This window comes from Streptomyces profundus (assembly GCF_020740535.1).
Taxonomy (GTDB): Bacteria; Actinomycetota; Actinomycetes; order Streptomycetales; family Streptomycetaceae; genus Streptomyces; species Streptomyces profundus.
The window spans coordinates 6,603,353-6,621,194 of record NZ_CP082362.1 but is presented as its reverse complement, the minus strand read 5'-3'; the positions used below and the strand labels follow the sequence as shown (position 1 = coordinate 6,621,194).

Sequence of the window (17,842 nt, the reverse complement as noted above, 5' to 3'; positions counted from 1 at the left end):
AGGACGGCGGCACCCGCAATCGCTTTCGTGGGCCGCGACGGCCGTCAGCCCGACAGCGGGGTGCCCTCGGGCACGGCGATCCCGAACCGCTCGTCCAGGACGAGGCGCACCTCCGCCTCGTCCGCCAGCTCCCGCACGGAGACCGTTCCGTCGGCCCCGGTCTCGACCAGCTGGCGGCCGTCGACGGCGAGGTGGTGGTCGGCCAACGTCCGTTGCGCGTAGAGGCGTTGGGCGAAGGGGGAACGCGGATGGGTAGCCACGTACCAGTTCTGCGTCACCATGTGCACCGGTTCGAAGGGCTCCAGGGTGAACCCGACCTGGGGCTGCCAGGAGTCGCCGGTCCGTGCCTCAAGCTGCCACAGGGGCAGCGGTCCAGGGCGCGGGGCGTGCACCAGGCGATGGAGCCGCCGGTCGGTCCTGAACTCCACATCGGCCACCAGCGGCACCGGCTCCAGGAGTCCGCCAGCGGCCCCGAAGCCGACATCGGCGAGATGGTGCTCGGGGTCCCCCGGGACCCCGACCAGCAGGAGCTGGTGCGAACGTGGCCGGCTGGTCAACTCCTCGGCTCCCAGCGCCACCCACCCGGTCAGCAGGGTCACCTCGAAGCCCAGCGCCTCCAGCGCAGCGGCGAGCAGGGTGTTCTGCTCGAAGCAGTAGCCGCCGCGCCGCCCGTGCACCAGCTTGGCCACCAGGTCGTCGACCTCAAGCGAGGGCGCGGTGCCGCGCAGGGCGTCGAGGTTCTCGAAGGGGATGGAGAGGAGATGGGCGCGGTGCACGCCGCGCAGGGTCGCCAGGTCGGCGGCCGGCTCGGCCCGCCAGCCGATGCGGTGCAGATAGGCCGTGATATCGAAATCGAACTGCTTTTCGTAGGACACGAGTTGACGGTAGTCAGCCGCCCGGTGCCCGGTCACCGGCCGCGAGGCCGAGACCACCTGGGCAGTTGGCCCTACGTCCCGAGGGCCCCCGCCCCTCGGCCGGGACGTGCCGGCCGGGGCGTAGTGCGTGGGCACCAGGGGAGGTGAGCGGCTGGTCCCGGCGCACCAGGGGAAGACGGCGACGGGGGACGATGCCGGGCGGGGCGCCGGAAGGGAGTGTGGGAGACGCGTGGATCCCACGCGTCTCCCTTTCCTAGTGGTGTCTGGAGTGATCACGGGTGGCGACTTTCCTTTATCTGATCGCACGGTGGGCCTTTCGGCGGCGCCGGCTCGTGGGTGGCCTGTGGCTGGGGGCCGTGGTGCTGGCCGTCGCCGCCGCGGCCGTCGCGCCGGCCGGGGAGGAAGAGGCCCTGGCCATGCCGGGCACCGAATCACAGCGGGCGTTCGACCTGCTGGACGAGCGTTTCCCTCAGGGCAACGCCCAGGGCGCCGAGGCCCGTCTGGTGTTCCAGGCCCCGGACGGCCAGCGGGTGACGGACGGGGAGTACCGGGCGGCCGTCGAGGACACGCTCGGCTCGCTGGAAGGGGGCGATCAGGTCGCTTCGGCCACCGACCCCTATGAGACCGGCGCGGTCAGCGAGGACGGCGCCATCGCCTACTCCACGATCGCCTACAGCGCGAGCACCGTCGACCTGAGCGAGCCGACGAAGCACGCGCTGGAGGAGGCCGCCGACCAGGCCAGGGGCGCGGGGCTGACCGTGGAGATCGGCGGCTCGGCCCTGGACTCCCAGGAGGAGCCGGGCGGTACGACGGAGATCATCGGCGTGGCGGTGGCCGCGGTGGTGCTGGTCGTCGCCCTCGGGTCGCTGGTGGCCGCCGGTCTCTCGCTGCTGACCGCCTTCGTGGGGGTGGCCATCGCCTTTGGTCTGGTCACCGCGCTGGCCGTTCCGCTGGGCCTGACGTCCACCGTCGCCATCCTGGCGCTGATGCTGGGGCTCGCGGTGGGCATCGACTACGCGCTCTTCATCACCTCCCGCTTCCGGGACGAGCGCGCCAAGGGCTGGGAACCGGAGGAGGCCGCGGGCCGGGCCGTCGGCACGGCCGGATCCGCTGTCGTCTTCGCCGGTGCGACCGTCTTCATCGCCCTGGTCGGGCTCAGCGTCGTCGGAATCCCCGAGCTCACCAAGATGGGCCTGGGCGGCGCGGGCGCCGTGGCCCTCGCGGTGCTTGTCGCGCTGACCCTGGTCCCGGCGCTGTTCGGCTTCTTCGGCCGGCGGGTGCTCTCCCGCACCGCCCGCGGGGCCGGCGAGGCCGGGCGAGCCGGCGAGGAGGGCAGCGCGGACGGGACCGGCCGGCCGGGGCTCGGCACCCGCTGGGCGCGGTTCGTGCTGCGCCGCCCGGTGGCCGTGCTGACGACCGCCGTGCTCGGCCTCGGCGCCGTCGCCCTGCCGGTGCTGAGCCTCGAACTCGGGCTGCCCGGAGACGAGTCCAAGTCGGTGGAGACCACCGAGCGCCGCGCCTACGATCTGCTGTCGGAGGGCTTCGGCCCCGGCTTCAACGGCCCGCTGACCGTGGTCGTGGACACCGCGGGGTCCGGGGACGCCCGGGCGACCACGGATCTGGTCGTCGAGACCGTGCGGGGCGTGGACGGGGTCGCCTCGGTCGGCGATCCGGTGCTCGACGAGGCCGGGGACACGGCCGTCCTCACCGTCGTCCCCGAGACCGCGCCGAGCAGCGGCGAGACCAAGGACCTGGTGCAGGCGATCAGGGGCGCGGCCTCCGACGTGGAGGCCGACACGGGCGCCGGCGTCCTGGTGACCGGCGCCACCGCGATGAACATCGACATCTCCGACGCCATGTCCGACGCCCTCATCCCCTATCTGACCGTGGTCATCGGCCTCGCGGTGCTCCTGCTGACGGTGGTGTTCCGCTCGGTCCTGGTCCCGGTCAAGGCCGCGCTCGGCTTCCTGCTGTCGGTGGGTGCCGCCTTCGGCGTCCTGGTCGCCGTCTTCCAGTGGGGCTGGGCGGCGGACCTGATCGGCATCGAGCAGACCGGTCCTGTCATGTCGCTGATGCCGATCCTGGTCATCGGGATCGTCTTCGGCCTCGCCATGGACTACGAGGTCTTCCTCCTCACCCGGATGCGGGAGGCCCACGTCCATGGCGCGTCGCCCGAGGAGGCGATCGTCAACGGGTTCCGGCACAGCGGACGCGTGGTGGCCGCGGCGGCGATCATCATGATCAGTGTGTTCGCCGGATTCATCGGGATGAACAGCCCGACCATCCAGACGATGGGCGTCGGCCTGGCCGCCGCCGTCGCCTTCGACGCCTTCGTGGTCCGGATGGCGATCGTCCCCGCCGTCCTGGCCCTGCTCGGCCACCGGGCGTGGTGGCTGCCCCGTATCCTGAGCCGTGTGCTGCCGAGGGTCGATATCGAGGGCGAGAAGCTGAGCGGGCGTCACGCGACCGCCACGGCCGAGCCGGCCGAGCCGGGGCCGGCCGCCCCGGGGGCCGCCGTGGCGCCGCTCCCCGTCCGGCACCGGCGCTGAGCCGGCCATGACGAACACCGGTGGCTCCCTCCCGCCGTCCCCCGGCACCGGGTGGCGGGAGGGGGTGATCATCGGGACGGCGTTCGCGTTCTGCCTGCTCGGCGGCGTGGTGCGGAGCGACGACACGTTCTCGGCGCCGACCGCCAGCGCCTACTTCGTCGCCGTGGCGTCCTGTGGCGTGCTGCCGTGGCGGCACCGGGCGCCGCTGGCCGCCCTGGTGACCACGGTCGCGGTCGGTGTGCTGGCGCCGTTCCTCGACCTCCTGCTGAGCCCGCTGATCATCGCCGCGGTCCTGGTCGCCGCCTACTCGTACGCCTTCACCGCGCGCACCGAGTGGCACGTGTGGGGTGTGCTGTCGGTCTGTGCGGCGGCGCTGGTCGCCTCCACCCCGTTGTTCGGGGAGCTCTCGTGGCAGGACGCGAGCAGGGTGGGATCGACGGCGCTGTTCCCGTTGGTGGCCGGCCTCCTGGGGCGCTCGGTGCGGAACCGGAGGGCCTATCTGGCGGCCGTCGAGGAGCGGGCCACGCGGGCCGAGCGGAGCAGGGAGAGCGAGGCGCGGCGGCGGGTGGCCGAGGAACGGCTGCGCATCGCCAGGGAGTTGCACGATCTGGTGGCCCATCAGATCACCCTGGCCAACGCGCAGGCCAGCGTCGCGGCCCATCTCTTCGACACCCGCCCCGAGCAGACCCGCGAGAGCCTCGACGACCTTGTGGAGACGACGAGCAACGCGCTCGACGAGCTGCGGGCCACGGTCGGCCTGCTGCGTCAGTCGGGGGACTCGGCCGCGCCCGCCGAACCGGCGCCGGGGCTCTCCCGGCTTCCCACCCTGCTGGAGTCCTTCCGCCGCGCGGGTCTCGATGTGTCGGTGCGCCAGGAGGGCACGGCCAGGCAGCTGCCGCCGGGCGTGGATCTGACCGCGTACCGCATCGTCCAGGAGGCCCTGACCAATGTGACCAAGCACGCCGGTACCGGCAGCGCCCGGGTGCGCCTCGACTGGAGCCGCGACCGGCTGACCGTCAGCGTCGCCGACGACGGCGGGGGCGAGGCCGCGCCGACGGCGCCCGACCGTCCGCCCGGCTACGGCCTGATCGGGATGCGGGAACGTGCCACCGCGGTCGGCGGACAGCTCTCCGCCGGCAGCCGTCCGGAGGGCGGCTTCCTGGTCTCCACCCAGCTGCCCCTCCCACCCGCCAGGGACACGCCGCGCAGGGCCGACGGACGGATGGACGACGGAGAGGACGGGGCGGCGCGATGACGCTCAGGGTGCTGCTCGCCGACGATCAGGCGCTGCTGCGCGGGGCCTTCCGGATGCTGCTCGACAGCGCCGACGACATCACCGTGGTCGGCGAGGCCGCCGACGGCCGCGAGGCGGTGCGGCTCACCAGGGAGCTGCGCCCCGATGTGGTGATCATGGACATCCGGATGCCCGAGGTGGACGGTCTCACCGCGACGTCGGAGATCTGCGCGGACCCGGAGCTGCGCGGCAGCCGCATCCTGATCCTCACCACCTACGAGACCGACGAGTACGTCGCCCAGGCGCTGCGCGCCGGGGCCGGCGGCTTCATCGGCAAGGGCATCGGGGCCGATGACCTGCTGGCCGCCGTGCGGACCATCGCCGACGGCGACACGCTCCTCTCCCCGGCGGCGACCCGTTCCCTGGTCGCCCGTTTCCTGGCCACGCCGGACACCGCGCCGCCGCTCCACTCCGAACGGCTCGCCCTGCTCACCCCGCGCGAACGCGAGATGGTGGCCCTGGTCGCGACGGGCCTGTCCAACCAGGAGATCGCCGAGAGGATGTTCCTCAGCCCGTTCACCGTCCGCGCCCATGTGCAGCGCGCCATGACGAAGCTGGAGGCCCGCGACCGGGCGCAGCTCGTCGTCATCGCCTACCGGACGGGGCTGGCGCGTATCGCCCCCGACGAGGGCACCGACCGCCTGCCGTAGGCCCTGGCCCGGGGAAGCCGCCTGCCCCGACGGGGAGTTGCCAGGGCCACCGGGCAAGGGTGCTCCGGTTGTTGACGCCGGCGTTGGGGGACACGCCCCGCAGTTGGCTCGTTACGGGCGATATTCGCTTGGTTTACCCCCTTGACCCGCTTCGGGGTCAGGTGCAGCCTTACCCGCCCCAAAAGACGGAACGCCTGTTCCGTTTAACGGAACAGCGCTTTGTGCGTGAAGTCGCGGGAGAGGACCACGATGGGAACACCGGCCAGGGCACGCCTTTACCGACTGTTGATCTTTCCGCTGGCCGCGCTGGTCACCGCCGGCTGCGGGGGCCCGGCCACCGGCGGGGACCAGGACGAGGGCGGGTTGACCACCGTCCGGTTCGGTTCGGTCGGCGGCCTGACCGACGCGGGGCTCTATCTGGCGGACGAGCGGGGCTATTTCGAGGAAGCCGGCATCGAGGTCACCTTCGAGCGGATGGACAGCGGGCCCGCGCTCACCAACGCCATCGCCACCGGACAGCTGGACGCGGCGGGCATCTCGGTGACCCCGGGGCTCTACAGCGCCTTCACCCAGAACATCGACATGCAGATCGTGGGCGACAAACAGAGCCTGCGCGAGGGGTTCTCCGCCACCCGGCTGGTGGCCAGCCCCGAACTGGTCGGCGGGAGCGCCGCGGAGTCGCTGGAGAACCTCAGGGGCCGCACCATCGCCGTCTCCGCCACCGCGTCCGGCGCCTATCTGCTCCTCAACGACCTGCTGGCGGCGCACGGGATGACCCTGGAGGACGTGGAGGTCACCGAGCTGTCCTACGCCAACATGTCGGGCGCCCTGGCCAGCGGCGCCATCGACGGAGCGGTGATGCTGGAGCCGTTCCTCGCCCAGGCGTTGGACTCGGGTGACGCCGAGCTGGCCTCCGATCTGCTGGAGGTGGTGCCGGCCGAGGGCATCACCCTGGTGCCGCTGGTCTACGGCCAGGACTTCATCGACGACGCCGAGACGGCACAGGGCTTCATGGACGCCTACGTGCGCGGGGTGCGTGACTACAACGAGGCCTTCGGCCAGGCCGAGGTGCCCAGGGACGTGATCGAGCTGATCGCCGAACGGGCCGACGTCCCGGCGGAGTTGGTGAGCGAGGCGGCGCCCGGCGGGCTCCACCCCGACCAGCAGGTCAACGTGGACTACCTCTCCCATCTCCAGGACTTCTTCGTCGAGCAGGACCTGCTGAGGGAACCCATCGACGTCGCCAACATGGTGGACGGCAGCTTCGCCGAGGCGGCCGTCGCCGCCCTGGGGGAGTCGTGACCGCCGACGCGTCCGTCCGGTTGGTCGCGCTGCACCCGGTGGGCCTCGACTCCCGGGTCTGGGAGCTGGTGCCGGGGCTCGGCCGCCTGGCCTCGGGGCGGGCGGGGACTTCCCCCTCCTGCACGGCGCTGGATCTGCGGGGCCATGGCTCGGGCCCCCTGGCCGACGGCCCTCCGGAGCTGGAGCGGCTGGCGGACGACGTGGCCCGGACGCTGGCCGCCTGGCCGACCGGCCCCCGCACCGTGCTGGTGGGCCTCTCGCTCGGGGGGATGGTCGCCCAACTCACCGCCGCCAGGCATCCGGAGCTGGTGGCAGGACTGGTGCTGGCGGACACGGTGGCCTGGGCCTCGCCGCCGCTGCGGCGGGCGGTCGAGGCGCGCGCCGAGCGCACCCTGGCCGGCGGGCTCGCTGCGGTGGTCGACGAGACGGAGGAACGCTGGTTCTCCGCCGGGTTCCGCCGCCGGCACCCCGAGAGGGTGGCGCGGGTGCGGGGCTGGCTCGCCGCCGCCGAGCCCCGCGCGCACGCCTGGACCTGGCGGGCGATCGGCGCCTTCGACGCACGCCCCGCCCTCCCGGAGCTGCGCCAGCCGACCCTGGTGGTGTGCGGCGGCGCGGACCGCTCCACCCCGCCGGCGGCGAGCAGGGAGCTGGCCGCGCTGATCCCGGGGGCGCGCTACGCCGAGCTGGCCGGCGCCGGCCATCTGGCCCCGCTGGAACGCCCGGACGAGTTCACCGGGTTGCTCGCCGAGGCCCTCACACCCGGCGGCCTCCTGGCCGCCGGTGACCGTACCCACTGAACGCCGACCAGACGCCGACCCCAACGCAGACCCCAACGCTGACCCCATCGCTGACCGAGAGAGGCATCCCATGGCCGATCCCAACCCCTTTGCCGTGACGGTGAGTGAACTCACCAAGGTCTTCCTGACCCGCAGGGACGAGACAGTGGAGGCCCTGCGCGATATCTCCCTGTCGGTGGAGCGCGGGCAGATCCTGGCCGTGCTCGGGCCGAGCGGCTGCGGCAAGAGCACCCTGCTGCGCATCCTGGCCGGCCTGGACCGGGGCTATGTGGGCCAGGTGGACTGGCGGGAGCAGCAGCCGGCCGGCGCGGCCGACCGGCTGCGCTGCGCCACGGTCTTCCAGACCGACTCCACGCTGCCCTGGATGTCCGTCGCCGAGAACGTCCGGCTCGGCCTGGCGAGCCTGCGGCTCTCCAGGGGCGAGGCCGAGGAGCGGGTCGGCTGGGTGCTCGGCCTGGTCGGCCTCGCCGACTTCGCCGGCGCCTATCCGCACGAGCTGTCCGGCGGCATGCGGCAGCGCGTCGCCATCGCCAGGGCGCTGGCGACCAAGCCGCGACTCCTCCTCATGGACGAGCCGTTGGCCGCGCTCGACGCCCAGACCAGGCTGGTGATGCAGCAGGAGCTGCTGCGGCTGTGGGAGGACACGGGCTCCACCATCGTCTATGTCACCCATGACATCGAGGAGGCCGTGACGCTGGCCCACCGGGTGGTGGTGCTGTCCGCCCGCCCGGGTCGGATCTGTCTCGACCAGAGCATCCCCTTCCCCTTCCCACGGCAGGTCACCGAGGTCCGCCAGCACGCGGAGTTCGGCCAACTCACCATGGGCCTCTGGCAGATGGTGGCCGACCAGGTCGGCCAGTCGCTGGCCACCGACGCCACCGAGGACCCCGACAGCGCCGACAGCGAAGCGGCGTCCGTCGGGTCGGCCGGACGGGTGGCGGCGCGATGACCACGATGACGGCCCGCCGGCCGAAGGCACAGTCGGCCGTGGTGGCGGAGATCTCCGAGGAGCTGCGCCTCGGGCGGCGGCGCGCGCGGGTGACCCGGCTGGTGTTGAGCGTCGCCACCCCGGTGGCCCTGCTGCTGCTCTGGGAAGTGCTGTCCCGCTCCGGGGTGTTGGACGCGCGGTTCTTCCCCCCGCCGACCGAGGTGGCCAGCCAGGCAGGGGCCTTCGTGACCGACGGCGAACAGCGGTCCGACCTGCTGCACAACCTGTCGGTCTCGGGCGTGCGGCTCTTCGCCGGCTTCGCCCTGGGCGCGCTGGCCGGCTTTGTCGTCGGCCTGGCCATGGGCCTGTCCAGGTTCGCCAGGGACGCCCTCGACCTGCTGATCAACGCGACCTACCCGCTGCCCAAGCTGACGCTCTTCCCCCTGATGATCATCTTCTTCGGGATCGGCGACGCCAGCAAGATCGCGCTGGTCGCGCTCGGCGTGTTCTACATGCTGGCCATCAACACCGCCCTCGGCGTACGGCAGTCCAACCCGGTCTACGGGGATGTCTCCATCGCCTTCCGGCTGCCGCTGTGGACCCGCTTCCGCCGGGTCGTGGTGCCGGCCGCGCTGCCGTCGATCCTGGCCGGCATGCGGCTGGGCTTCGGCCAGGCGCTGATCCTGGTCGTCTCCACCGAGTTCCTGTCGTCCAACGACGGCATCGGCTACTTCATCTGGAACTCCTGGCAGGTCCTCGACGTCCCGGCGATGTTCGTCGGGCTGGCCATCGTCGGCGTGGTGGGCGGCCTGTCCGCCTGGGCCTTCAACGCCCTCGGCCAGTGGCTGGCGCCCTGGGCCGAGCAGAAGTAGCCGGGGGAAGGACAGCGGCCATGAGCGGATACCGACAACGAACCAGCGGGGAGCCCCAGGTGAACACCAGCGACCAGTCGCGTCGACCACAGCCGGGAACCGTCCGACCTCGCGGCCGGGGGGACGGGCCCGAGATCGCCATCGTCGGCGCCGGCATCGGCGGCCTGGCGCTGGCCCGGGCGCTGCGCCGACGGGGGCTCGCCAGCACCGTCTACGAGCGCACCGCCCGTTTCGACCGCATCGGCTCGGGGATCAACGTGTCGCCCAACGCCACCGCGGCCCTCGCCGGGCTCGGGGTGCTGCCCACCGTCCGCCGCCACGCCTCGCTGCCGGGATCGTGGCGCAACTACGACGCGGGCACCGGCGAGTTGCGCCACGAGTTCCCGCTCGGCGAGAGCGCCGCGACCGCCTACGGACAGCCGTTCCTCCAGATGCACAGGGGCGACCTGCACGCCGCGCTCAACGCCGCGGTGCCCGCCGAGACCGTCCGGCTGGGCAAGCGCCTGGTGGGTCTTGCGGACCGCGGCGAACGGGTCGAGCTGCGCTTCCAGGACGGTTCCACCGCGGCGGCCGATCTGGTGGTCGGCGCCGACGGCATCCGTTCCCAGGTCAGGGCCGAGCTGTTCGGCCCGGACGCGCCCGCGTTCACCGGCCGGGTCGCCTACCGGGACGTGATCCCCACCGAGGGGCTCGACGTCTCGGGTCTCGACGACTTCGCCAAGTGGTGGGGCGAGGACCGGCACATCGTCCTCTACTTCATCAACGGCGGGCGCGAGATCTACTACGTGACCAGCGTGCCCGAGGACGAGTGGACCGACGAGTCCTGGTCGGCGCACGGCGATCCCGCCGAACTGCGCGCGGCCTTCGGCGACTTCCCCGAGCCGGTGCGCCGGGTCCTGGGGCATGGGACGCGCACCTACAAGTGGGCGCTCTGCGACCGTCCGCCGATGGAGAGTTGGGGCCGGGGCCGGGTGGTGCTGCTCGGCGACGCCTGCCATCCGATGACGCCCTACATGGCGCAGGGCGCCGCCATGGCGCTGGAGGACGCGGTGGTGCTCGGCCGGGCACTGGCCGACTCGCCGGACGACCTCGACGGGGCGCTGCGCGACTACCAGGCCACCCGGATACCGCGCACCGCCTGGATGCAGACCGAGTCCCACAAGAACACCTTCATGCGGGAGGCGGGCCCGGTGGCGGCCGTGTACGGCTACGACGCGTGGACGGCGGAGCTGACCCGGGCGACCACCGGCTGAACCCGCCCCTCCCCCGACCGATTCTCCCCACGAGCAAGGAGCCCTTGCCATGACCGAGGCCCTCGCGTCCGGTACCGACCATCCGACCGACTGGGAGCCGCGCGACGGCGGCTGGTGGCTGCTGGCCTCGCGCTGCGAGCGGTGTGCCAACCGCGCCTACCCGGCGGCCGACCACTGCCACCGCTGCGGCGCCGAAGGGCCGCTCCCGCGGGTGCCGATCGCCGCCAGCGGCCGGGTCTACACCCACACCAGGGTGCACGCCGCGCCCGCCGAGTTCCCCACCCCCTACACCCTGGCCTATGTCGATCTGGACGACGGGCCACGGGTGTTGGGCCGGCTGGCCGAGGAGCCGCCGACGGCGGGGATCGGCGACCGGGTGCGGGCCGTCCCCCGGGTGGTCGGCCGCACCGCCCAGGGCGAACCGCTGCACGCGCCGTACTTCATCCGACAGGAGGTCTGAGCCATGCCGGATCAGGACATCTATGTGACGGCGGTCGGCATGGCCCCGTTCGGCAAGCACCGCGACCGCGACTTCGAGAGCCTGGGCCGGGAGGCGGTGACCAGGGCACTCGCCGACGGCGGGCTGCGCCGGGAGGACATCGACGAGGCGTTCTGCGGCACCGGCTACGGCGGCCCGATGGCGGGACAGCGGGTGCTGGGCCGTCTCGGCCTCACCGGCATCCCGGTGAGCAACATGGAGAACGCCTGCTCAAGCGGCGCCACCGCGCTGCGCGACGCCATCGCCGCGATCCGCTCCGGACGTTCCCGGACCGTGCTGGTCCTGGGGGTCGACCACCTCACCAGGTTCGGCGGCGGCACCCTCCCGCTGGAGACCACCGACCCCGAGGTGCGCGCCGGCATGGTGATGCCGGGCGTCTACGCCATGCGCGCCAACCGCTATCTCCACGAGACCGGCGTCGACGTCACGGCGTTGGCGCGGGTCAGCGTCAAGTCCCGGCACAACGGGGCCCGCAACCCGTACGCGCACTTCCGCAAGGAGAGCACGGTCGCCGAGGTGCTGGCGGCGCGGCCCATCGCCGAGCCGTTCACCCTGCCCATGTGCTCGCCGGTCAGCGACGGCGCCGCCGCCCTGGTGGTGATGTCGGGGACGGCGCGGGACCGGCACGGCGCCTCGGGGCCCAGGATCGACGCCTCGGTGCTGCTGTCCGGGCAGTTCGAGACCGGGTTCCGCGACATGGCACAGAGCGACCTGGCCCGAAGGACCGCCGAGGCCGCCTACGAGCAGGCCGGCGTCGGCCCGGACGACCTCGACCTGGTGGAGCTGCACGACGCCTTCAGCAGCGCCGAGTTGATGTACTACGAGGCGTTCGGGCTCTGCGGCCCGGGCGAGGCCGGCGAGTTGCTGGAGCGTGGGGAGACCGCGCTCGACGGCCGGATACCGGTGAACCCGAGCGGCGGCCTGCTGTCCAGGGGCCACCCCGTGGGCGCCACCGGCGTCGCCCAGATCTGCGAGGCCGTCTGGCAGTTGCGCGGCGAGGCGGGCGAGCGGCAGGTGCGCGCGCCGAGGGTGGCGATGACGCACTGCAGCGGCGGCGGGATCTCCGGCTTCGACCACGGCGCCTCGTGCGTCCACATCCTCACCAGATCCTGAAGCCTCGACGTTGCCGAAGTCCTGACGTCCCGACCGAGCAGAGGAACACTGATGACGACCCAACCGTCCGGGGGGCCGTTGGCCGGCCTTCGGGTACTCGACCTGACCACCTTCCTGTCCGGCCCCTACTGCACGCTGATCCTGGGCGATCTGGGCGCCGACGTGATCAAGGTCGAGTCGCCCTCGGGGGACGCCACCCGGCGGCTGCCACCGCACTTCGTGGCGGAGGACAGCGCCTACTTCCTCAGCGTCAACCGCAACAAGCGCAGCGTGGTGCTGGACCTCAAGTCGGAGGCCGGGCGATCCGCCCTGCTGCGGATGGTCGAGGGGTGCGACGCCGTGGTGGAGAACTTCCGGGCGGGGGTCCTCGACCGGCTCGGCCTGGGCTACGAGACGCTGCGGGCGGCCAACCCCCGCATCGTGCTCTGCTCGATCAGCGGCTACGGCCAGCAGGGACCGCGCCGCGACGCGCCCGCCTACGACGCCATCATCCAGGCGCTCTCCGGCGGCATGAGCATCACCGGCGAGGAGGGCGGGCCCCCGGTGCGGGCCGGGATACCCGTGGGCGACCTGGCCGCCGGCATGTTCGCCACCACCGGACTGCTCGCCGGCCTGTACCGTCGTCAACAGACCGGCGAGGGAAGCAGGTTCGACGTCTCCATGCTGGACGCCCAGGTGTCGATGCTCACCTACCAGGCCGCCTACTACCTGCTCTCCGGGCAGGTGCCGGGCCCGCAGGGCAGGGGGCACCTCAGCATCCCCACCTACCGCTCGTTCACCTGCGGCGACGACCGCGACGTGATCGTCACCGCCAACACCGAGGCCATGTGGCGCGGCCTGTGCGGGGTGCTGGGGCACGACGAGCTGACGGCCGACCCCCGGTTCGTCGACAACGGGAGCCGGCTGACCCACCGGGCCGAGTTGGACGCCCTGTTGGAGGCGGCCTTCGCCGCCCGCGACTCGGCCGAGCTGCTGGCGGAGCTCAGCGCGGCGGGAGTGCCCTGCGCACCGGTCAACTCGGTGGCCGACGCGCTGGCCGACCCCCAGGTGCGGCACCGGGACATGGTGATCGAGCTGGCCGACGAGGCGGCGGGACGGCGGATCGAGCTGGCCGGCAACCCGGTGAAGCTCGCCGACCGCACCGACGAACAACCGCCGCGCTACCCACCGAGGTTGGGCGAGCACACCGAGGAGGTGCTGCGGGAGTTCAAGGTGCCCGACGAGCTGATCGCCTCGGTGCTCGCCCCGGCCACCGCTCCCGGAGGCCGATCGTGACCACCACCGGGCCCGCACGACGCGCGCGCGCCGCCCAGCGGGGGCCCGAGCCCAGGGAACGTGGCCAGAGCCCGGTCGGCCGCGCCTTCCAGGTGCTGCGCTGCCTGGTGGAGACCGGCGACGACTGGGGGGTGCGCGAGCTGGCCGGCCACCTGGGAATGCCGCCGTCCGCCGTGCACCGCGCCCTCGGAGTGCTGGAGGAGGAGGGCGCCGTCCGCCGGGACCCGGCGACCGGCCGCTATCTGCTGGGCTTCGACTTCCTGCGGCTGGCCAGGGTCGCCACCGACAGCTTCCCGCTGTGGAAGACCGCGCGGCCCATGCTCCAGGAGCTGGTCGGCCGGCAGGACGAGACGGCGCTGATGAACATCTACGACTACCAGCGGATGGAGCTGTTCGTCGCCGCCTGTGTGGAGTCCACCCAGCCCATCCGCTACACCGAACAACTCCACAAGTGGCTCCCGGTGCACGCCGGGGCGACCGGCCTGGCCATTCTGGCGTTTCTGTGCGAGTCCGACCGCGAGCGGGTGCTCGACCAACGGGGGCTGCCGGCGCTGACCGAGCGCACCGTGCCCGATCGGGAGACGCTCGACCGCGCGCTGGAGCGGATCAGGGCCGACGGCTACGCCGTCTCCCGAGGCCAGCGGGTGCGCGGCGCCGCCGCCATCGCCGCGCCGATCTTCGACCGCCACCGGGTGATCGGCGATATCGCGCTGACCATCCCCGACTTCAGATATCCGGAGGACGACCTTGAGCGGGTGGCCGCCGATGTGATCCGCTGCGCCAGGGCGGTCAGCAAAGCACACGGCGCGAACGGCTAGCGGGTGTCCCCCGCGACGCGGCGGCCTCGCCCGGGGTGGGGCGTGAACGCCCTGATGCTCGCCGCGGTGATGGTCAGCGCCAGCCTGACCCAGTTCCTGTTGGGGGCGCTCGGCCCCTTCCTGCTGGCCGAGTTCCGTCTCGAACCCTCGGCGCTCGGCCTGCTGACCGCCTGCTACTACCTGGCGGCGGCCGGCCTGTCCCCGTTGATGGGCCGTCTGGTGGCCGCGCTCGGCGGCGTCGGCGGGATGCTGCTCTCCGCCGGCCTCGGCGCGGCCGGCACCGCGCTGCTGGCCGGTTCGACCGGGCTCGGCTGGCTGATCGCCGGACTGCTGATCGCGGGCGCGGCGGCAGCCGCCGCCAATCCGGCGACCAACCTGGTCATCGTGGCCCTGCCCAGGCCGCACGGCTCGCTGATCGGGATCAAGCAGTCGGGCGTGCAGGCCGCCGCCTTCCTCACCGGGGCCCTGCTGCCCGCCGTGGCGCTCGGCCTCGGCTGGCGCGCCGCCGTGCTGTGCTGTACGGGCGGCTGCCTGCTGGCCCTTGCGCTGGTGCTGACGCGCCGCGCCGCGCTGGGTGCCGGCCGGCCGGCGCGGCGGGGAGCGGACGCCCGCCCCGGGCGCGCGGCGAGACGGCCCTGGCTGACGCCGCTCACCGGCTACGCGGCGCTGATGGGCGCCGGCGCGGCCAGTGTGAACACCTACCTGGTGGTCTACGGGCACCAGCGGCTCGGCCTGGACATCCGGGTGGCCGGCGCCCAGTTCGCGCTGGTCGGGCTGGTCGCCGTGGTGGCCAGGATCTGCCTGCCGCTGGTCGCCGACCGCTCGCCCGGGCCGGCGGTTCGCGGCCTGGCCATGCTGCGCGATCTGGCGTGCGGCGCCACCGTCGCCGCGCTGGTGATCGCCGGCGCGCCGGGGGCGGGGCCCTGGGCGCTCTGGGTGGGCGCGGTGCTCGCCGGGCTCAGCTCGGCGTCCTGGAACGGCATCGCCATGCTGGTGGTGGTCCACGACAGCCGGCCCGACGCGGTGCCGGCGGCCTCGGCGCGCGTCCAGGGCGCCTTCTTCCTCGGCCTGATGCTCAGTCCACTGGTCTTCGGCGGGCTGCTCGCCGGCTTCGGAAGCTATCTCGCCGGCTGGCTCTGGACCGCGGGTTGCTTCCTCGCCGCCATCCCGCTGGCCCACCGCGCCCTGACCCGCACCCGCGCGGCGGGGTGACGGCCCAGGGCGGTCAGCCGCCGAACATCTGGCGGAGGGTGGCGCGGTCGACCTTGCCGTTCCGGGTGAGGGGGAAGTCCTCGACCTCCCAGAAGTGGACCGGGATCATGTACTCGGGCAGTTCCGCGCGGCAGACCGCGCGCAGGTCGTCGGCGGAGACGGCGCCGCCCTGGTCCCTGGCGTAGCAGACAGCGAGTCGAAGGCTGCTCAGCCGGTGCAGGCCGAAGGCGACCGCGCGTCGTACCCCCGGCACCGCGGCGAGGACCGCCTCGACCTCGCCGGGCTCCACCCGGTAGCCGCGGATCTTCATCTGATCGTCGACCCGGGTCAGGAAGTGGAACTCCCCCTCCCGCAGGCGGACCAGGTCGCCGGAGAAGTAGCAGCGGCGGTCGACGCCGTCCCGGTGCGGGAGCGTTCGGAACTTCGCGGCGGTCAGCTCGTCGTCGCCGAGGTATCCGAGGGCGACGCAGTCCCCGGCGATCACCAGTTCGCCCTCCTCCTCCTCGTGGAAGGGGCGCAGCGCGCCGTCGGCCCAGCGCAGGAGTTCCGCGCTCGCCACGGCGGAGCCGATGGGCGGGTGCGCGACCCAGCCCTCGGGGGCGTCCGGCAGGCGGTACGCGGTCACCACATGGGTCTCGCTCGGGCCGTACTGGTTGATCACCGCGATGTCGTTGGTGGCGCAGAACGTCCGCACCTCGTCGTTGACGACCAGCCGTTCGCCGGCCACCGGCAGCTCCAGGAGAGCGGGCAGCCGCGCGTCGTCCACGACGGCGGCCAGCGCGAGTCCGTGGAGGGAGGCGACCGGGAGGAAGCAGCGGGCGACCCCGTGGTCCCGGAGGACGCTGATCAGCGCCGGATAGTCCCGTCGGGTTTCGTCGTCCACCACGATCAGCGCGGCGCCGGCCAGCCAGGTGGCCACCATCTCCTCGTAGACGGGGTCGAATCCGACGGAGGCGGCGTGCAGGGTGTGCGGCGCGGCGGCGTGCCGCCAACGGTCGACGTGCCAGCCGCCCAGGTCGTCGAGGACGACGGGCGGCACCGCGACGGCCTTGGGGTCGCCGGTGGTGCCCGAGGTGGGGATGACATAGGCGATCGGCCCGTCGGCCGACTCGTCCAGCGGCTTCGCCGCGATCGCGTCGATGGCGTGTTCGGGGATGCCGAAGGGAGCGGGCGGTGCGGTGGCGTCGCGCAGCACCAGCCGGGCGCCGGCCCCGACAGCCACCTTCACGGCGCGCGGCGCGGGGAGGTCGGGGCCGATCGAGACGACCCCGGCGCCCCGGCGCCAGGCCGCCAGCACGGCCGCGCAGCGCGGCCAGCCCCGTCCGGCGTGCAGCGCCACCACATCGCCGGGCACCACGCCCTGCTCGGCGAGCCCGCCGGCCAACTCGGCGGAGAGGCGGTCGAGTTCCTCGTAGGTGTGGCGCCGGCCGTCGTCGACGACCGCCGTGGCGCCTGGGTTCCGCCGCGCCGAGGCGAGGAGGCGGTGGATCAGCGGCATGTCGGTCTCCTTCTCCGAGTTGCGAGATGGTGGGGGGCGTTGGGCGTGGCACTCCCCCGGCCGGTGGTCACAGTTCGTCCAGGGCCGTCAGGGGGGTGTGGTCGGGCTCGGCCAGGAACGCGGGCCGGCTCCCGCCGGTCGGCGGGTTGTGCACGCTGTTGTAGGTGAGGAGCAGCAGGGTGCGGTCGACCGGCGACATGTTGGTCCCCGAACCGTGGATCAGCCGGGGGTCGAAGAGCACCATGCTGCCCGCTGGCCCCGTCGCGGCCTCGATGCCCAGCCGTTCGGCGAGCGGCGCCAGTAGTTCGGCGGTCAGCGAGTACGCCAGGTCGGCGGAGAGATGGCTCTCCCAGCCTCCGTCGCCGTCACGCCTTGGGACGTCGACGACGTCCAGCCGGTGCGAGCCGGGCAGGAACAACAGCGGGCCGTTGTACGGCGTCACGTCGTCGAGGAAGAGGGCCGCGTTGGTCACCCGTGGTTCGCGCATGCCGTCCTCGCGCTCCCAGAAGACGTAGTCCTGGTGCCAGGGCCACAGATCGCCCTGGAAGGCGCGTTTGGCGTTGACCTTGCTCTGGTGCACATAGACCTGGCCGCCGAGGATCCGCTCGGCGGCCGTCAGCACCGGCGTGTGGCGGGCCAGCCGGGCGAAGAGCGGGCTGACCTGGTGGCAGCCGTGGATGCCGCGGACCGTCCGGCCGTCCTTCTCCAGGACCCGACCCGGATGGTCCTGGGTGAAGAGGTGCTCGACCTCCCGGCGGACGCGTCCGGTCTCGGTGGGTGAGAGCACCCCGGGCACGATGACGTACCCCGTGGTCTCGTAGGTCTTGAGCTGGGATGGGCTGAGCATGTGGCCTCCCTGCCTGCGGATGGTCGGATCCGGTTCGTTCCGGTGGCCTCACGGGTCAGG

16 protein-coding genes are annotated in these 17,842 nt (G+C 73.1%); 13 read left to right on the top strand and 3 right to left on the bottom strand.

The window, feature by feature from the left end; genetic code table 11:
• Positions 1-44: 44 nt before the first annotated feature.
• Complete coding sequence (locus K4G22_RS27785; protein ID WP_228083213.1) at positions 45-875, bottom strand: arylamine N-acetyltransferase family protein; 831 nt, start codon at positions 873-875, stop codon at positions 45-47.
• A 278-nt stretch (positions 876-1,153) separates the two neighbouring features.
• Here K4G22_RS27785 and K4G22_RS27780 point away from each other — a divergent pair, with 278 nt between their 5' ends.
• From K4G22_RS27780 to K4G22_RS27720, 13 genes are all read left to right on the top strand, one after another.
• Positions 1,154-3,424 carry an MMPL family transporter gene (locus tag K4G22_RS27780; protein WP_228083212.1) on the top strand — a complete coding sequence of 757 codons (2,271 nt, stop codon included), beginning with the start codon at positions 1,154-1,156 and terminating at the stop codon, positions 3,422-3,424.
• 7 nt (positions 3,425-3,431) lie between these two features.
• Complete coding sequence (locus tag K4G22_RS27775; protein ID WP_228083211.1) at positions 3,432-4,679, top strand: sensor histidine kinase; 1,248 nt, start codon at positions 3,432-3,434, stop codon at positions 4,677-4,679.
• A complete protein-coding gene (locus K4G22_RS27770) occupies positions 4,676-5,368 on the top strand; it encodes a response regulator transcription factor (RefSeq protein WP_228083210.1) in 693 nt (230 codons plus the stop codon). The genes K4G22_RS27775 and K4G22_RS27770 overlap by 4 nt, the downstream gene beginning before the upstream one ends.
• 249 nt (positions 5,369-5,617) lie before the next feature.
• Positions 5,618-6,670 carry an ABC transporter substrate-binding protein gene (locus K4G22_RS27765; RefSeq protein ID WP_228083209.1) on the top strand — a complete coding sequence of 351 codons (1,053 nt, stop codon included), beginning with the start codon at positions 5,618-5,620 and terminating at the stop codon, positions 6,668-6,670.
• On the top strand, positions 6,667-7,467 hold the full coding sequence (locus K4G22_RS27760; protein ID WP_228083208.1) for an alpha/beta fold hydrolase: 801 nt from the start codon (positions 6,667-6,669) through the stop codon (positions 7,465-7,467). Before K4G22_RS27765 ends, K4G22_RS27760 begins: the two co-directional genes overlap by 4 nt.
• 70 nt (positions 7,468-7,537) lie before the next feature.
• Positions 7,538-8,416, top strand: coding sequence for an ABC transporter ATP-binding protein (locus K4G22_RS27755; protein ID WP_228083207.1), 879 nt, complete (start codon positions 7,538-7,540; stop codon positions 8,414-8,416).
• Positions 8,413-9,267 carry an ABC transporter permease gene (locus K4G22_RS27750; RefSeq protein WP_228083206.1) on the top strand — a complete coding sequence of 285 codons (855 nt, stop codon included), beginning with the start codon at positions 8,413-8,415 and terminating at the stop codon, positions 9,265-9,267. Before K4G22_RS27755 ends, K4G22_RS27750 begins: the two co-directional genes overlap by 4 nt.
• Positions 9,268-9,287: 20 nt before the next feature.
• Positions 9,288-10,520: an FAD-dependent monooxygenase gene (locus K4G22_RS27745; protein ID WP_228083205.1), complete on the top strand. Its 1,233-nt coding sequence runs from the start codon at positions 9,288-9,290 to the stop codon at positions 10,518-10,520.
• Between the two features lie 49 nt (positions 10,521-10,569).
• Entirely contained in the window at positions 10,570-10,980 is a 411-nt protein-coding gene (locus K4G22_RS27740; RefSeq protein ID WP_228083204.1) for a Zn-ribbon domain-containing OB-fold protein, read from the top strand.
• 3 nt (positions 10,981-10,983) lie between these two features.
• Complete coding sequence (locus K4G22_RS27735; RefSeq protein WP_228083203.1) at positions 10,984-12,132, top strand: thiolase family protein; 1,149 nt, start codon at positions 10,984-10,986, stop codon at positions 12,130-12,132.
• A 51-nt stretch (positions 12,133-12,183) separates the two neighbouring features.
• Positions 12,184-13,407, top strand: coding sequence for a CaiB/BaiF CoA transferase family protein (locus K4G22_RS27730; RefSeq protein WP_228083202.1), 1,224 nt, complete (start codon positions 12,184-12,186; stop codon positions 13,405-13,407).
• Entirely contained in the window at positions 13,404-14,225 is an 822-nt protein-coding gene (locus tag K4G22_RS27725) for an IclR family transcriptional regulator (protein WP_228083201.1), read from the top strand. The genes K4G22_RS27730 and K4G22_RS27725 overlap by 4 nt, the downstream gene beginning before the upstream one ends.
• A 42-nt stretch (positions 14,226-14,267) precedes the next feature.
• On the top strand, positions 14,268-15,437 hold the full coding sequence (locus K4G22_RS27720; RefSeq protein WP_228083200.1) for an MFS transporter: 1,170 nt from the start codon (positions 14,268-14,270) through the stop codon (positions 15,435-15,437).
• Between the two features lie 13 nt (positions 15,438-15,450).
• Here the strand turns inward: K4G22_RS27720 and K4G22_RS27715 are convergent, their stop codons facing one another.
• Both K4G22_RS27715 and K4G22_RS27710 read right to left on the bottom strand, forming a co-directional pair.
• Positions 15,451-16,935 (bottom strand): AMP-binding protein, encoded by a 1,485-nt coding sequence (locus K4G22_RS27715; protein WP_228083199.1) that lies wholly within the window; start codon positions 16,933-16,935, stop codon positions 15,451-15,453.
• 67 nt (positions 16,936-17,002) lie between these two features.
• Positions 17,003-17,782: a phytanoyl-CoA dioxygenase family protein gene (locus tag K4G22_RS27710; protein ID WP_228083198.1), complete on the bottom strand. Its 780-nt coding sequence runs from the start codon at positions 17,780-17,782 to the stop codon at positions 17,003-17,005.
• Positions 17,783-17,842: the final 60 nt, after the last annotated feature.

Coding starts and splice junctions, on each gene's coding strand:
- K4G22_RS27775 (WP_228083211.1), top strand. CDS start 3,432: ATGACGAACACCGGTGGCTCCCTCCCGCCGTCCCCCGGCACCGGGTGG.
- K4G22_RS27770 (WP_228083210.1), top strand. CDS start 4,676: ATGACGCTCAGGGTGCTGCTCGCCGACGATCAGGCGCTGCTGCGCGGG.
- K4G22_RS27765 (WP_228083209.1), top strand. CDS start 5,618: ATGGGAACACCGGCCAGGGCACGCCTTTACCGACTGTTGATCTTTCCG.
- K4G22_RS27755 (WP_228083207.1), top strand. CDS start 7,538: ATGGCCGATCCCAACCCCTTTGCCGTGACGGTGAGTGAACTCACCAAG.
- K4G22_RS27750 (WP_228083206.1), top strand. CDS start 8,413: ATGACCACGATGACGGCCCGCCGGCCGAAGGCACAGTCGGCCGTGGTG.
- K4G22_RS27745 (WP_228083205.1), top strand. CDS start 9,288: ATGAGCGGATACCGACAACGAACCAGCGGGGAGCCCCAGGTGAACACC.
- K4G22_RS27740 (WP_228083204.1), top strand. CDS start 10,570: ATGACCGAGGCCCTCGCGTCCGGTACCGACCATCCGACCGACTGGGAG.
- K4G22_RS27735 (WP_228083203.1), top strand. CDS start 10,984: ATGCCGGATCAGGACATCTATGTGACGGCGGTCGGCATGGCCCCGTTC.
- K4G22_RS27730 (WP_228083202.1), top strand. CDS start 12,184: ATGACGACCCAACCGTCCGGGGGGCCGTTGGCCGGCCTTCGGGTACTC.
- K4G22_RS27715 (WP_228083199.1), bottom strand. CDS start 16,935: ATGCCGCTGATCCACCGCCTCCTCGCCTCGGCGCGGCGGAACCCAGGC.
- K4G22_RS27710 (WP_228083198.1), bottom strand. CDS start 17,782: ATGCTCAGCCCATCCCAGCTCAAGACCTACGAGACCACGGGGTACGTC.